Raw genomic sequence first — 15,307 nt, forward strand, 5'->3', positions numbered from 1 at the left:
CTAACTTAGGCTGTTTGAAGCGAATTAGGTCTAAAAAGTAGATCTAATGTGTTCGGAAGCGGTGAAAATGAGCTCAAACGGTGGTTAGCTGGAGGAATAGATCTATAAAATAGATCTATTTCACTAACTTGGGCTGCTCGCAGCGAATTAGGTCTAAAAAGTAGATCTAATGTGTTCGAATGCGGTGAAAATGAGCTCAAACGGTGGTTAGCTGGAGGAATAGATCTATAAAATAGATCTATTTCACTAACTTGGGCTGTTTGAAGCGAATTAGAACTAAAAAGTAGACCTAATGTGTTCGAAAGCGGCGGAAATGAGCTCAAACGGTGGTTAGCTGGAGGAATAGATCTATAAAATAGATCTATTTCACTAACTTGGGCTGTTCGCAGCGAATTAGGTCTAAAAAGTAGATCTAATGTGTTCGAAAGCGGCGGAAATGAGAAGCAAGGGTTTGGCCAAATAGAGGAGGAGGAATTTGCGTGGCAATTCGTAGAGCGTTAATTAGTGTTTCTGATAAGTCAGGAATTGTGGAGTTTTCCAGAGAGCTGGCGAGCCAAGGCGTGCAAATTATTTCGACAGGCGGTACATTCAGTCTGTTGCAGCAGGAAGGCATTCCGGTTATCGGCATCTCCGATGTAACGGGCTTCCCGGAAGTTTTGGATGGGCGTGTCAAAACGCTGCACCCGGCCGTACATAGCGGTCTGCTTGCGGTGCGTGATAATGAAGAGCATCAGAAAACGATGAAGGAGCTTGGTCTGGATTATATCGACCTTGTTGTCGTTAATTTGTATCCGTTCAAAGAAACAATCGCGAAGCCGGATGTATCGTATGAGGACGCAATCGAGAACATCGATATCGGCGGCCCGACTATGCTTCGCTCGGCTGCCAAAAACCACGCATTCGTAACCGTTGTCGTTGATACTGCCGACTATGGAACGGTTATTGAAGAATTGAAAGCACAAGGCGATACGACGCTCGAGACACGCAAACGCCTGACTGCCAAAGTATTCCGCCATACAGCGGCTTATGATACCCTTATTTCCGATTACCTGACCAAGCAATTGGGCGAGTCATTGCCTGAGACGTACACGGTTACTTACGAGAAGGTTCAGGATCTTCGTTATGGAGAAAATCCGCATCAGAAGGCTGCATTTTACAGCAAGCCGCTTGCAGCGGCAGGCAATGTAACGACAGCTGAGCAGCTGCACGGCAAAGAGCTTTCCTACAACAATATTAGCGACGCGAACGCTTCGCTGGCGATTCTAAAAGAGTTTGACGAGCCGGCGGTCGTTGCGGTTAAGCATATGAACCCTTGCGGCGTAGGCATTGGCGCTACGATTCATGAGGCTTACCAAAAAGCGTACGCAGCTGATCCTACCTCGATCTTCGGCGGTATCGTGGCTGCTAACCGTACAATTGGCGCTGACACAGCTGAGCTGCTTGGCGGCATTTTCCTTGAAATCATTATCGCTCCTGACTTTACGCCAGAGGCACTTGAAATATTGACGAAGAAGAAAAACATTCGTCTGATGAAGCTGGGTGAGCTGTCCGCAGCAGGCGAGCGCAAGCCGGAATGGCTTGTAACATCGGTTGACGGCGGCATGCTTGTACAGGAGAGCGATGTTCACAGCGTAACGGAAGCGGATTTGCAGTTTGTTACAGACCGCAAGCCGACAGCTGAAGAGCTGAAGCAGCTTCTATTCGGTTGGAAAGTTGTTAAGCATGTGAAATCGAATGCGATTTTGCTTGCGAAGGACGATATGACGATCGGTGTTGGCGCGGGCCAAATGAACCGCGTAGGCGCAGCTCGCATTGCAATTGAGCAAGCAGGAGAAGCGGCAAAAGGCGCAGCACTTGCATCCGATGCATTTTTCCCAATGGGAGATACCGTAGAGCTTGCAGCAAAAGCAGGCATTACTGCAATCATTCAGCCAGGCGGCTCGATCAAAGACGAAGAGTCTATCGCAGCAGCTAATGCTAACAATATCGCAATGGTGTTTACAAGCGTACGTCACTTTAAACACTAGAATCGAATGTATCCATTCCAATAGGCAGCCGCACGTTAACGACAGAAAGCTGGCGAAGCGGCGGCTGCAGCTGTTTTATAACGTATTTTAGGGGGTTGCTGGTTATGCGTATTTTGGTAGTTGGCGGCGGCGGACGCGAGCATGCGATTGTCTGGGCGCTTAAAAAAAGCGAGAAGGTTAAAGAAATTTTTTGTGCGCCAGGCAATGCCGGGATTGCGCAGCTTGCGGAATGTGTCCCGATTGCGGTTAATCAATTTGATGAATTGATCCGTTTTGCTCGGGATGCTGCTATTGATCTTGTATTTGTTGGTCCCGATGATCCGCTTGCGGATGGAATTGTAGATGCGTTTGAAGCAGCAGGTATCGGTGCGTATGGACCTCGCAAAAACGCAGCAGAAATCGAAGGCAGCAAAATCTTCATGAAAAATCTATTGCGGAAATATGAGATTCCAACGGCGAAATATGAGACGTTCACTGAATTTGAAGCAGCACTGGCTTACCTGCGTGAGCAATCCGCACCGATTGTCATTAAAGCGGATGGTCTTGCAGCGGGCAAAGGCGTTACGGTTGCCGCAACGCTTGAAGAAGCAGAGCAGGCGCTGCGTGATATGATGGTGAACAAAGTGTTTGGCGAGGCAGGCAGCCAAATCGTGATTGAAGAATGTTTGGTCGGACAAGAAATGTCGATTCTAGCGTTCGTTGACGGTGAAACGGTTCGCGCGATGGTACCGGCGCAGGATCATAAGCCGATTTTTGACGGTGACAAGGGTCCAAATACGGGAGGAATGGGTACATATACTCCACTGCCGCATATCGATCCAGCTATTATTGAAGAATCGATCCAAAATATTATTATTCCTACTGCCAAAGCGATGGTCAGTGAAGGGCGTCCCTTCCGAGGTGTGTTGTTCGCAGGACTAATGATTACGAAGGACGGTCCGAAAACGATCGAATTTAATGCGCGTATGGGTGATCCGGAAACACAGGTCGTATTGCCTCGCCTGCAAACCGATCTTATTGACATCGTGCTTGCATCCATGAATGGCAACTTAGATCAGCTTGACATTCAGTGGAGCGATGAAGCCGCAGTCTGCGTCGTTGTAGCCTCAGAGGGTTATCCAGCGTCGTATCCAAAGGGTCGCGTGATCACAGGTCTAGCAGAGGCTGAGGCGCAGGGAGCGCTTATCTTCCATGCAGGCACGGCTGAGCAGGATGGTCAGTTTGTAACGAATGGCGGTCGCGTGCTCGGTATTGTCGGCCGCGGCCGTGACATTGCCGAGGCTCGTGCTCGTGCCTACGAGGCGGTTAGTGTCATCGACTTTGAAGGAAAGCAAAATCGTACAGATATCGCAGCTAAAGCACTTGTTTAATCAATCGCATTACTCGTATTAATCGCAATAGTGTTAAGCAAAGCCAGTCCGCTAGTATGCTCGTGCAGAGCATATTTACGGACTGGCTTCTTTGTTGTTTATATATATTTCTGCGATTTATGTGTCAAATCTACTCGAAAGGTGTTACTAATTTGTAACTCTATCACTGCACGCTAGAGTTATAATAAATCTATCAGCGAGGAATAGAAGGTGAGCGGAATGGGAACACAGCAAAAGCATAGCCGAACTATGTTTGTTTGGATCATTATGGTTATAGCAGTAATGTGTATTAGTGGTTGCGGGATGAGTCAGGCTTTGAACATTTCATCCGTAGCAGGGGGCGGGAAGCATTCAGATGGAAACGTTGTCATTGAAGAGCATGGACCGCAGACAGGAAGCGGAGCTGATGACAAGGATGCTGTAATCGTTGGAAAGAATGGGAATGAGGGCGGAGATATTGTCCATGTTGATTTAGAGGGGAAGCCGTCTAAGGGTAAGCCTGGCAACGTTGCAGTGGTCGATCTTGATAAGCCAGACCAGCAAGCGGAAGAGCAGCCGAGTAAAAATGATAAGCTCATTGCATTAACATTCGATGATGGACCCGATAAACGTTACACGACCGATATTTTGGATATCCTGAAGGAAAAGGGAGTAAAGGCTACTTTTTTTGTCGTAGGTCAGCAAGTAACAAAAAATCCAGAGGTGCTTCAGCGCATCGTGGACGAAGGGCATGCTATTGGCAATCATACCTACAATCATAAAGACTTGTCTAAGCTGACAAAACAGCAAATTATTGAGGAAGTTAAAACAGGCGATGCCGTAATCAAGAAGGCTGTTGGCTTCACGCCGAGCATGTTCCGTGCTCCCTATGGTGCTGTATCAGATACACTCAAGGATTTATTGAAAGCGAATAATCGTAAGCTGGTAGGCTGGAATATTGATACGCGGGACTGGGCGGGGACTTCTGCCAGTGATATTCGCAAAATGATAAAAAAAGAGGCTAAACCAAATGGTATAATATTAATGCATTCTTTTGGCAGCAAGCATATTAAGAACACCGTCCAAGCCTTGCCGGGAGTCATTGATGATTTGGAAGGAATGGGCTATACTTTCGTTTTTGCTGATCAATGCGCTTAACACGTGCTTATGTACGAGGAGGCTGTAAAGTTGGATGCTTCAAGTCAAACAGACGCTAAGAATAGGCGTGAGAAAAGCGTACGCCTCGGCGTACTCCTCAGTGGCGCTTTCTCACTCCTGTTGCTGGCAACGGGCTGTCGGTATACTGCCGCTCCTGCAGATTTGCTGCAGAAGCCGGCGATAGCACCGGAAAGACAGGCAATCGTGGCGGCTATTGAAAAATATTTACCTGAATACAGCAAGCTGACGCTTCCTCTTCGAGAGGATCATATGGAGGCCATTCGACTTATTGACGTGGATGGCGACGGTACAGAGGAGGCAATCGTCTCTTATTACAATGAATATAGTTCACCAGAGCTTATGGTGTTTAGACATACAACCAATCAATGGAGACCTTGGGTACTGGTGCAGCAGCCGCTTGCAAGACTTATTGATTGGTTGAAAATAGAAGATCTCGACAATGATGGATATATGGAAGTTTTGATCGGCTGGATCGGTGCATTCGACAGTCCTAACGTATTAGAGATATACTCTTTTAACAGTAAGCCGGTCCGGAACGATTCGGGCAAGCTAGCGCTTGCGCCAGTGCAGTCCCTTCCTTATTCGTACGCTGATACAGGAGATATCAACGAGGACGGACAAGCGGAGCTCGCTATTATTTCGGAGATTGGGACCAGTCAGGAAATGGCTTCGCCTGAATATCACTTGACTATTTACAATTGGAGAAACGGAAGCATCCAAGAACTAACCTCGGAAGAGCTTAATAATGATGTTAATAATTACGACCGTCTATTGATTGGACGTGTATCGCCGCGCCATAGAGGTATTATTTTAGAAGCTTCTACAGGGGCGCACAGCACCTACACGGTTATGTATGCTTGGGAGCGAAATAAGCTTCGCCTCGTTTATCCCGATATCCTCAACGGACAGGAAGGGCTGAATGGGAAGCCTTCGATGAGCGAGGATATTAATGGCGATGGTATTTTGGAGCTGCAATGGTCGAGAGAAGCGCCAGGCTATACTGAAATTACTTATTCCGCGTCCAAATGGTTGAATGAATGGGTGCAATGGGATGGCAATGAAAAGTTTGTGAAAATAACGGAGGAATTCACCGATTATAATTACGGTATTCAGCTGCGGATACCTGAGCAGTGGCAGGGGCGTTATACGGTTCATAGCTCGGAGGAGCAATACGCCTTCGCAGCTATTGATTATTGGAATGAGAGAGCAGACCAGACGGCGGGGCTGGCAATTTTATATGCTGTTCCTCAGAAGGAATGGGAAAGTGTTGAGGCACAGTGGAAGCAGCAAGCGAAGCCCTATCGTCAGCTATTGAGCGATAGCGGTAATGTATTTGCGGTATCCTTCATTAAGGAAGCGCCGCAGTCTTGGCCTGAGGAGGAACGGCAAGCGTACGATGAGATGGTTAAGGTGGAAGAGGAGCTTGCAGCCTCAATCACGATTCGTAACGATTAAGAAAGAAAAGCGGGTGTTTACGCAATGCGAATATTATTGCTGGAGGACGAGGAGTCTATTCGCGGCTTCGTCCGCATTAACCTGAAGCGGAACGATATGGAGGTCATTGAAGCCGAGGAGGGAGAAGCTGCGTTAGCTCTTGCTGAGACGGAGGGACCGATCGATATTGCGCTTCTGGATGTTATGCTCCCCACGATAAGCGGCTTTGAGGTTTGCGAGCAGCTGCGCAAGCGGTATCCTCGTATGGGAATTATTATGCTCACGGCCAAGTCTCAGGAAGAGGATAAAATCCACGGGCTGGAGCTGGGAGCGGACGATTACGTGCAAAAGCCGTTTAGCCCAGGCGAGCTTATCGCCCGCATTAAATCACTCTATCGGCGCATGAAACCTGAGATTACAGAAATAGAGCCTGCTTCGGTTGTGGAAGATCAAGCGAAACTAGATAGTGCTGCAGTGAAAGAAACGGCTGTTGGTGCTGAAAGGAAGCTGAGTGAAGAAGTGCCGGCATTGGCACAACTGCGAGCGCCGGTTTTGGCCAGAATCCATCAAGAGCTGCGGGTAGTACCATTTCGGTTATCTGTTGTAGAACGAAAGCTATGGAAGCATGAGAAGGAAATTATATTGACTCCTACGGAGTGGACGCTTGTTCGCTTGCTGATGGAGCGTGTTGGCGAGAGTGTGAGTCGAGATTATATTTTAACAGAGGTATGGGGCCGATATTATGTCGGTGATCTTAAGGTAGTTGACGTGAATATTCGGAGAATTCGTCAAAAAATCGAGAAAAACCCGTCTGATCCTGCCTTTATCGAAACAGTATGGGGCTATGGCTATCGATGGAAGAGGGGCGTCGACCAATGAAAAGCGTTCAAACGAGAATGGTGTGGAGCTATTTGCTCCTCATTGTACTTGTTGTCAGCGTACTTGGTGGTGTATTCGCTGCTTTGATGTGGAACTACTACTATGGAAGCGCTCAGAGCTCGGTCAGGCAAAGAGCAGAGTCTGCCCTGACGCTGCATAGCCGTTCTCTTTCCTCGCTTACGGTACAGGATCAAGGCGATTATATGCTTCAATATATGGTGGAGAGCGGAATCAGGCTGCAGCTGCTTGATAGTACAGGCCAAATTCGCATTGATTCTGATGGTTTTGCGCCGAAAATTCATTACACGACAGCTGACGTGAAGGCAGCTACAGGGGGCACGACCGGCAGCTGGAGAGGAATCGATCCTTATTATGGCGAGCGGGTTATGACCGTGACCATTCCACTCTGGAATGAGACACGTGTCGTGTCCATGCTGCGTTATTCTGCGTCCCTTAACCAGGTGGATGCGATGGTCGGCACACTTATCCGAATGGCCGCAGCAGTCGGCATCGGTGTCGTGCTGCTGTTTCTAGGTCTAAGCCTGTTTCTTGCACAGCGTATAGTGAAGCCCATTCGCGAGTTGACTAGGGCAGCGCGCTATATGGCTGAGGGGGACTGGACGCGTCGTGCTAGTCAACGCAATGATGATGAAATTGGACAGCTCGCGGAAACCTTTAATGCAATGGTTATCGAGCTTAGCAAGCGGGAGAAGCTGAAGGACGATTTTATTTCTTCAATTTCACATGAGCTCCGAACGCCTTTAACCTCGATCAAGGGGTGGAGCGAAACGCTTAAGGAAAGCGAGCCTGGCGAGGATGACGAAGAAGTTAAACTGGGGCTGTCGATCATTAGCAAGGAAACAGAACGGTTATCCGGGCTTGTTGAGGATTTGCTGGATTTCTCGAAGCTGTCTGCAAGGACGATGGAGCTGAACCGCGAGGTGCTTGATTTTAACGGCCCTATTAAAGAGACGGTAAATCAGCTAGCGGTGCGCGAGGAGCATACACGAGTACGTATATTGGCCACCTATGGAAAAAGCCCGATCGTCGTGCGCGGAGATGCGAATCGTATGAAGCAGGTTATTATCAATTTGATTGACAATGCGATCAAATTTACGCCTGCAGGCGGCACGGTACGAGTGGCTACTGCGACTGAGCAGGACAACGCTATGCTTACTGTAGCCGATACTGGCTGTGGAATTGAGGCTGAGGATCTACCGCATGTTACCGAAAAGTTTTATAAGGCTAATACCGTTCTAGGCGGCTCAGGTCTTGGACTCGCTATTTGCAAGGAAATTATAGAGCTCCACGGCGGTCAGCTTACGATTGACAGTGAACGTGGAGCCGGTACAATCGTGACGATTAAGATACCGCTTCTGCATGAGGGCTAATTCATAGCCACTGCTTTGGGGTGGTCTTAGTCGTCATTCTTTGTAGAAGAGAAGCTTGCGGTTTGCAATTACATAAATAATGGCGACGACGATACCTAAAATAAGCAAGAAGGACAACCAATGCTCCTTCAGCCATTCCATCCATAAAGGCATAAAGAACCTCCTTAAAGCATGTGGTGGAAGCAAAGTACTGCTTCGGATTAAAAGTAGTATGTCCCGATGTGACGGCAAAATACCGATTGACAGCGTGCAAGCAGTGATGATATTATGATCTTAATATTAATCCATAGTATACAGGTAGGAATTATTATATATAAGCGATCAGGAGGTTGTCAGGATGGAAAAGCATTTGACGTTGCGACATAACGAGCTGGAGCTGGCAGCAACACTACATTACCCTACAGATGGAAGCAAAAACAATTCTGAGAAGAAACAAGCGATTATTATATGCCACGGATTTGTTGGTTCCCGTATTGGAGTAGATCGATTGTTTGTGAAAACGGCTCGGGCGCTTGCAGCGCAAGGCTCTTACGTTCTGCGCTTTGATTATGGCGGCTGCGGAGAGAGCGGCGGGGATTACGGCTCTCTCGGCTTCGATTCCATGGTTGATCAGACAAGAAGCGCGATAGATTATGTAGCAAGCATGGAATGTGTAGATCCTCTCCGTATCGTCTTGCTTGGCCATAGCCTGGGTGGAGCCGTTGCTATTATGACGGCAGTGAAGGACAAACGTGCGAAGCGATTAGTGCTCTGGTCGCCAGTTGCCTATCCATTTAATGATATTGTTCGTATTGTTGGGCGCAACAGCTATGATACTGCGGTCACTGCTGGCAGCTCCGACTATCAAGGCTACACGCTGCAGCAAGTGTTCTTCGAATCGCTGCTTCAGCATCAGCCGTTCCAAGCGGCGACAAAGTTTGGCGGGGAGGTGCTGCTTGTACACGGTACGAGTGACGAGCTCATTCCTGTCGATTACAGCTTTCTATATCAAAAGGTATTCTGGACCCGCAACGAGGGTTTATGCGATAAAGAAATTATTTTTCAGGCTAATCATACGTACTCATCGCGCGAGCATCAGGAAGAAGCGATACGTTTAACGTCAGTTTGGCTGAACGGTCTCGATAAGCAGCAGGAGGATTGGCACAACTGGAGTATTTAAGCTGAACAAGCAATGAAGGAAGGAGTCTTTTTGTGAAAAGACTCCTTCCCTTTATTCGGCCTGACGCTTGAATTTTCCGTTGTATGGAATATTCACTTGGATATCGATCGACTTAATCGAGTTTGAGTTGATAACTAGCTGCTTGCCGTTATTGGAGAGTTTTTTCCATAGTACAGGCTGCTTGAGCCGCAGCACATGCCCAAGCTCAAAGAGATCAACCCCGATTTTCAGCCCCTCCTTGTACGTATCCATGATTTCCTTCTTGATTAATTCCTCTGCAATTTGAGTTGTTTCTTTATAAGGGGTGTCTATTAAATATTCAAACATTCCCGCCTTATATTTCGCCTTGATGTGAAAGAGAGCCTCTTGACCGCTGACGGTGGGTATAATTTTGACATCCAGGCTCCGAAGGCTAAGCTCAGCATAGATCTTACCATCTTTCTTAACGACAAGAGGCGATGAATTCATATTCGGGACGAGCCAATGGTATCCAGCTAGCTTAGCGCGCGGTATGAAGCCCTTTGCCTGTTCACCGTACTCGAAAAATGCACCATTGATCATCAGCATCGGCATCTTTGTGTCACTTTCCGCCCATTGGACAGAATTAATGCCAAGGCTGGGCAAATAGGATGTTGCTGAGGTTTCTTTGGATTTAGCTATATATTTAAAAAACAAGACGGGCGGAAAGAGTGAGCTCTGTTTATAGTTGCCCGTGGGGTCATGGATGATGGAGGCTAAAGGCGAAAGCTTGAAAAAAGGTGTTGTGGCCAGCACCTTCTCCATAGGCGAGCGAGTGCCGTATATCCATGCATTATACCGAATTTCGGGGTAGCGATTGATCATATCCGATATTTTCGCTCCATGGGCATAGACTGCGGCCTCGGAAAGAATGATAGCGGAGACATGCCCCCATGAGATCCGATATTGTGCCGTTTTATACAAATCGGTAATGGCAGAAACTAAAGTTTCCCCTTTGCCCTTGCCGACCCATACGATTGCTTTTTCATTTGCCTTGCCTCCTGCTTCTGACTTCGCTATATTGGAAAAGTCAAGAAGCTGCACATAAATGATAAATTTATTATCTTTATAATCGATACCAATCGCCTTTGCATAGCTGGCGTTCTGTACCTCTGTTGCGCTCCAGCAGCCGGTTATGGTCATGCAAACACCAACGGCAACTACCAGGGATAGTAAACGTGATAGCTGGATCATGGGCGGCTCCCATCCTTTCTGGGTTTTTGCGTATGTAGGTAATCAGGCCTGCGCTTGTTCCACCGAAAAGGAATTTTTAATAGGGAAACGACAAGCTGCCTCAAATTAAGTGGCGACAAGGGTGCCAAGTAGGGAATGCCGAATGATTGTATGGAGGATAAATAAATCACAAATAAAATGATCGATAAAATAAACCCGTACATTCCAAGCGTAGCTGCCATAAAGAAAGAGGCAAAACGTAGTAATATGGTTGTGCTTGTAAGGACTTGATTGACCAGTGTGGAGCTGCTGACAACGGTTATCGCTGTAACAACAATCATTAAGGGAGAAATCATGCCAGCTCGAATAGCGGCATCACCAATAATTAGCCCCCCCACAACCGTCAGTGTTTGCCCAATTGAGCTTGGTAGGCGCACGCCAGCCTCTCGGAACAGCTCCATCAAGCACATAATAAAAAACATCTCAAGTGAGGACTCCATCGGTAGTCCATGTCTCCCCGATGATATGGTCGCGAGCAGAGGGAATGGTATTTGATCCGTATGAAAAACCGTAAGCGCGATATAAAAGCCTGGCAAAAAAATAGTTGTCAGCAATCCGGCAAAACGCAGGATGCGTCCAATGTTAACGGACAATGGGGGGAAATAGGCGTCTTCCGGTGATTTCATAAGCAAAAATAAGTTAATTGGTGCAATGATGCAGGTCGGATTTCCATCCACTAAAATGATAAAACGACCGTTCATCAGGCAATCGACTGCAAAATCTGGCCGTCCAGTGTAATCGGTAAGAGGAAATAACATGATAGGCGAGGGAGAGAGCAGCTCCTCAAGCTGTCCAGTTGAAATAAGCTTCTCTACATCGATGCTAGAGAGCTTATGTCGAACAAGTTTAATCGTCTCGGTATCAGCAATATCTTCAATGTAGAGCAGCGCTGTCTTGGTTAAGGTTCTAGAACCGATCGTGAAATATTGACAGGCTAATGTGTCGGTGCGAAGCCGTTTTCGGATAAGTGCAATGTTAACTGAGATATGCTCAACAAAGCCGTCCTTTGGACCGCGTATCGATACCTCCGAAGTTGATTCATTAGGCTCACGGCTAGGAAGATTAGCAATATCTACGGTCCATAGCATTTGAAGGGATGGCAAACAGAAGATCATAAAACCTTCAAAGACAAAGGAAGCAAGCTTTTTGCGGTCGATCAGCTGACTATTTGAATCATGGGCGTTCCATTGCAAATTAGCGCTGCGCTGTACATCCTCCCGTCGTTTGAAGCTGGTTTGCTCAAATACCTTGTCCAGCTCGGGCAGAATGACATCATTAATAATCGCAATATCTGTCATTCCGTTGCAATAGATAAATATGCCTTGAACAGCTGCGGACGGCGAGCCGAACATATGTGTAAAGACATGTACATCCTCAGCATTAGCAAACCAGCTGCGGAGCTTATGTTCATCCAAATAGATAGGTTTTTGGGTAGATTCATCCATCCTTGCTGTCATTAGTTTTAGGCTCCTTTCGTTTGCAGCTTCGAATGAGTACAGCGAATGCAAGTATAACGGTTAGCGTCAACACATAAATCGCTAATGCAGGAAAATGAACAGAAGCTAAGTATTGCAAGGTTTGATCGTCACGCCACGGATATAAAGATATGCTTGTCATACAAACAGATAGCACGGATAGGGTGACTAAGCGCTTAATAGGCGTGCGGACGTTTAGCAGATCTGTAATCAAATATAGGGAAATGGCAATTCTAGCGAAGGAGCCGCATAACCATTGATAGATGGACAGAAAGTCTACATGCTGCAGAAGCAGCCCCATGTTTACGATTCTCCATTGCTCAAAGGCGGTATGACGCTGCAGGGCCGCTTCCTGCGGTCCGAATTCTGTAATGGCTCCAATGGTTGGGCCGATGACCATGCCAAGCATGAACAAGGCTAGCAGGACAAGATGCCACCATCGTAGTTGTTTATTAAGCTGATGCTGATATAAGAGGAGGACCCATAGCTCCAGCAGCCCGGCGAGTGCATAAAACGTGCCTCTGCCGACGGGGAGCCAGCCGTTTTCGAAAATTGGGAACAAAAGATCGTAATCCTTATATTTAATATTTGCGATGGAAACGAAATAACCGAGAATGATCACTAAGGGAAGCAGAACGCTCGAAGTCAAAGCAATCGTCTTAAGTCCTTGATAAGCTGCTAGCAGAGACACAAGAATCGAAATGGCGATAACGACAAATATAGGGGTTTGCTGCATATAGGTAGAAACTGTCCACGCCGAGGTGTCAAAAAGTGTATAGGTACCGGAAGTAAACAGCATGACGACTCCTGATATACGAAACGCCCACGCCGGAATGATGCCGAACTGTCTTTCAATCCAATCGGGCAGCCGCTCACGGTTAAGTTTTTTTATAATGCCGAATAGGATGAGTATCCACAGTAAAAAAAACGGTGCTGTAAAAATGACGGATAGCCATGAATCACGCTGCGCCACGCCGAGAATCAGCGGAATAGACATCACATGAGACACTAAACCAGCGCTTAATAGTAGAATTGTAAAGGACGCCCATATACCGATAAGTCCGCTCCCTCTGCCCATATCAACACCCTCTTTCTAGTGGGAGATAAGGATAACATGTGCAATATATGGATTTTATATCCGAGAAAACAACTTTTTTGTCAAGACATCTAGCTTGAATTGTGTTTAAATGGAAGGTGAGTGTAAACGAATACAAGCTATACGTAGCGGTGGAAGGCAGGGCTAATGAATGAATAAAAGAATCCGAATTTTGGCTGTTTCGCTGTTATTATCGCTCATACTATTCATAACGGCATGCAGCGGAGGTGACGGGGCAAATGAATCGCCGCAGCATTCTAATGAGACAATCGAACCATCAATGGAGACAGAATCAGTGACTGAGCCAACTCCCCTCCCCTACGATGCTCCTCTAACCGGACTTAAGCTTGAGCAAGCTGCAACCGCAAGACCGATTGTTGTCATGATTAACAATTTTGCGGCAGCCCGTCCACAGTCTGGGCTAACGAACGCTGATGTGATATGGGAAGTACTCGCCGAAGGCGGGATTACACGCTTAGTCGCAGTATTTCAAAGTACGAGTGCAGTGGCGGATACGATTGGACCGATTCGCAGCATCAGGCCTTATCTTATTGATATTGGGGACAGCTTCGGGGCGGTACTCGCACATGCAGGAGCAAGCAACGATGGTTATGCCATCTTACAGCGGCAGGGCAAGCCTTATTTGGACGAGATCTCGAATGCGGGGAGTTATTTCTGGAGAAGCAAGGATCGGAAAGCGCCGCATAATCTCTATTCGAGCTTAGAGAAGCTTCGCGAGGGAGCTGAGAAGAAGAAGTACAGCATGGATAAGCAAGCTCTGCCGTATACGTTTGCAGAAACGGGTGTTGCAGAAATCGGCGTTCCAGCCAATGACATTACGATTAATTTTTTACTCAAAAATTATAATGTAGGCTACAAATATGAATCAGCGACAGGCCTCTACAAACGTTCAATTGGTGATAATCCTCATATTGATCTGAACAATAACGAGCAGCTTTCAGCGACGAATTTAGTTGTCTTAGGCGCGGATCACCAAACACTTGATAACGAAGGGAGACTTGCTGTTGACCTTGACAAGGGCGGCAAGGCCATTCTCTTTCAAAGAGGGAAAGCGGTAGAGGCGGAGTGGGTTCGGGCTCCTGATGGAATGATTAGAATTGTAATTAATGGAGCTGAGGTTTCATTTGTGCCCGGAAAGACCTTCTTTCACATCGTGCCAAACAAGCCTACATTTGAGGGGCATGTTGTTTGGGTACAATTATAGTTAATTGGAAACACTGTTAACAACGGTTAACGGATGAGCTTCCAAGGATAAAAGGACGCAATCTTGTTACAAGATTGCGTTTTTTTTTATATTTTTTTTGAATTTTATTTTATTTTCATAAAACCTTTACATTCTCTTAACAATTCACATGTAAACTATGTTAAGATATTGTGGGCTCATCATACTACGCCTAAACATCAAGTCGAGTAAAGGGGATTACGATGTTCAAGAAAAAGGATATTTTCTTTAAGACGTTCGAAGAGATGGCAGACGCTATCGTCGAGGCTGTTGAGTATTTCGCCAAAGGCCTTTCAGATTTATCGGACGTGTCGGCTTTTGCTAAAACGATGAAGGAATTCGAGAGCAGATGCGACAAACATGTGCACACGATTTTGAAGGAATTGAACAAAACGTTCATTACTCCAATCGAGCGCGAAGATATTATGGCCCTTACATCATCGCTTGATGATGTGCTTGACGGAATTGAAGCTTGTGCTTCCCGTTTTGAAATGTACAATATTCAGGAAAAGGATGAGTACATCACACTTTTCGGTGATATTCTCGTTCGATCTTCACACCAAATCAAGAAAGCAATCTACTTGCTGACACAGCGGAAGCTGCTTGCGATTCGTGAACCGAATATTGCGCTTAATGAGCTTGAGAATCAAGCTGATGATTTGCTTCGTGTTTGCATTAAGAGCTTGTTTACTAACGTTAGTGATCCGATTGAATTGATGAAACGCAAAGAGATATACGAGATGCTGGAGCAAACGACCGACTACTGCGAAGATGTTGCTAATACGCTGGAATCGATCATTATGCGTAACAGCTAATCTGATGAG

At 46.7% G+C, this 15,307-nt stretch carries 12 protein-coding genes; 9 read left to right on the forward strand and 3 right to left on the reverse strand.

What is annotated here, in order from left to right:
• Nucleotides 1-479 precede the first annotated feature (479 nt).
• The 7 genes from purH to MHI37_RS04195 all read left to right on the forward strand — a co-directional run bounded on the left by purH (nt 480) and on the right by MHI37_RS04195 (nt 9,418).
• Nucleotides 480-2,027: a bifunctional phosphoribosylaminoimidazolecarboxamide formyltransferase/IMP cyclohydrolase gene (gene purH, locus MHI37_RS04165; protein WP_076338730.1), complete on the forward strand. Its 1,548-nt coding sequence runs from the start codon at nt 480-482 to the stop codon at nt 2,025-2,027.
• Nucleotides 2,028-2,131: 104 nt separating this feature from the next.
• Nucleotides 2,132-3,397, forward strand: coding sequence for a phosphoribosylamine--glycine ligase (gene purD, locus MHI37_RS04170; protein ID WP_076338731.1), 1,266 nt, complete (start codon nt 2,132-2,134; stop codon nt 3,395-3,397).
• A gap of 219 nt (nt 3,398-3,616) precedes the next feature.
• Nucleotides 3,617-4,534: a polysaccharide deacetylase family protein gene (locus MHI37_RS04175; RefSeq protein ID WP_256710643.1), complete on the forward strand. Its 918-nt coding sequence runs from the start codon at nt 3,617-3,619 to the stop codon at nt 4,532-4,534.
• 30 nt (nt 4,535-4,564) lie between these two features.
• Nucleotides 4,565-6,010, forward strand: coding sequence for a VCBS repeat-containing protein (locus MHI37_RS04180; RefSeq protein ID WP_076338732.1), 1,446 nt, complete (start codon nt 4,565-4,567; stop codon nt 6,008-6,010).
• Between the two features lie 24 nt (nt 6,011-6,034).
• The gene (locus MHI37_RS04185) at nt 6,035-6,868 is read left to right on the forward strand and encodes a response regulator transcription factor (RefSeq protein WP_076338733.1); all 834 of its coding nucleotides are present in this window, start codon (nt 6,035-6,037) and stop codon (nt 6,866-6,868) included.
• Nucleotides 6,865-8,259, forward strand: a complete 1,395-nt coding sequence (locus MHI37_RS04190; RefSeq protein ID WP_076338734.1) for a HAMP domain-containing sensor histidine kinase — start codon at nt 6,865-6,867, stop codon at nt 8,257-8,259. The genes MHI37_RS04185 and MHI37_RS04190 overlap by 4 nt, the downstream gene beginning before the upstream one ends.
• A 337-nt stretch (nt 8,260-8,596) precedes the next feature.
• The gene (locus MHI37_RS04195) at nt 8,597-9,418 is read left to right on the forward strand and encodes an alpha/beta fold hydrolase (protein ID WP_076338735.1); all 822 of its coding nucleotides are present in this window, start codon (nt 8,597-8,599) and stop codon (nt 9,416-9,418) included.
• A gap of 51 nt (nt 9,419-9,469) precedes the next feature.
• Here MHI37_RS04195 and MHI37_RS04200 read toward each other — a convergent pair whose 3' ends face one another.
• The 3 genes from MHI37_RS04200 to MHI37_RS04210 are packed head-to-tail and all read right to left on the reverse strand — an operon-like array spanning nt 9,470 to nt 13,222.
• Entirely contained in the window at nt 9,470-10,630 is a 1,161-nt protein-coding gene (locus MHI37_RS04200; protein ID WP_076338736.1) for a Ger(x)C family spore germination protein, read from the reverse strand.
• Complete coding sequence (locus tag MHI37_RS04205) at nt 10,627-12,126, reverse strand: spore germination protein (protein WP_076338737.1); 1,500 nt, start codon at nt 12,124-12,126, stop codon at nt 10,627-10,629. The genes MHI37_RS04200 and MHI37_RS04205 overlap by 4 nt, the downstream gene beginning before the upstream one ends.
• Nucleotides 12,107-13,222, reverse strand: coding sequence for an endospore germination permease (locus tag MHI37_RS04210; RefSeq protein ID WP_076338738.1), 1,116 nt, complete (start codon nt 13,220-13,222; stop codon nt 12,107-12,109). Before MHI37_RS04210 ends, MHI37_RS04205 begins: the two co-directional genes overlap by 20 nt.
• Before the next feature lie 169 nt (nt 13,223-13,391).
• Here MHI37_RS04210 and MHI37_RS04215 point away from each other — a divergent pair, with 169 nt between their 5' ends.
• Together MHI37_RS04215 and MHI37_RS04220 are read left to right on the forward strand one after the other, a co-directional pair.
• Nucleotides 13,392-14,465, forward strand: coding sequence for a DUF3048 domain-containing protein (locus MHI37_RS04215; protein ID WP_076338739.1), 1,074 nt, complete (start codon nt 13,392-13,394; stop codon nt 14,463-14,465).
• Between the two features lie 221 nt (nt 14,466-14,686).
• Nucleotides 14,687-15,298: a DUF47 family protein gene (locus MHI37_RS04220; protein ID WP_076338740.1), complete on the forward strand. Its 612-nt coding sequence runs from the start codon at nt 14,687-14,689 to the stop codon at nt 15,296-15,298.
• Nucleotides 15,299-15,307: the final 9 nt, after the last annotated feature.

It is taken from the genome of Paenibacillus sp. FSL H8-0548, from assembly GCF_038630985.1.
GTDB lineage: Bacteria > Bacillota > Bacilli > Paenibacillales > Paenibacillaceae > Pristimantibacillus.

What these genes read in the sequence shown, in the direction of transcription:
- MHI37_RS04195 (WP_076338735.1), top strand. Translation starts at nt 8,597, where the DNA reads ATGGAAAAGCATTTGACGTTGCGACATAACGAGCTGGAGCTGGCAGCA.
- MHI37_RS04215 (WP_076338739.1), top strand. Translation starts at nt 13,392, where the DNA reads ATGAATAAAAGAATCCGAATTTTGGCTGTTTCGCTGTTATTATCGCTC.
- MHI37_RS04175 (WP_256710643.1), top strand. Translation starts at nt 3,617, where the DNA reads ATGGGAACACAGCAAAAGCATAGCCGAACTATGTTTGTTTGGATCATT.
- MHI37_RS04190 (WP_076338734.1), top strand. Translation starts at nt 6,865, where the DNA reads ATGAAAAGCGTTCAAACGAGAATGGTGTGGAGCTATTTGCTCCTCATT.
- MHI37_RS04200 (WP_076338736.1), bottom strand. Translation starts at nt 10,630, where the DNA reads ATGATCCAGCTATCACGTTTACTATCCCTGGTAGTTGCCGTTGGTGTT.
- MHI37_RS04210 (WP_076338738.1), bottom strand. Translation starts at nt 13,222, where the DNA reads ATGGGCAGAGGGAGCGGACTTATCGGTATATGGGCGTCCTTTACAATT.
- MHI37_RS04220 (WP_076338740.1), top strand. Translation starts at nt 14,687, where the DNA reads ATGTTCAAGAAAAAGGATATTTTCTTTAAGACGTTCGAAGAGATGGCA.
- MHI37_RS04205 (WP_076338737.1), bottom strand. Translation starts at nt 12,126, where the DNA reads ATGACAGCAAGGATGGATGAATCTACCCAAAAACCTATCTATTTGGAT.
- purD (WP_076338731.1), top strand. Translation starts at nt 2,132, where the DNA reads ATGCGTATTTTGGTAGTTGGCGGCGGCGGACGCGAGCATGCGATTGTC.
- MHI37_RS04185 (WP_076338733.1), top strand. Translation starts at nt 6,035, where the DNA reads ATGCGAATATTATTGCTGGAGGACGAGGAGTCTATTCGCGGCTTCGTC.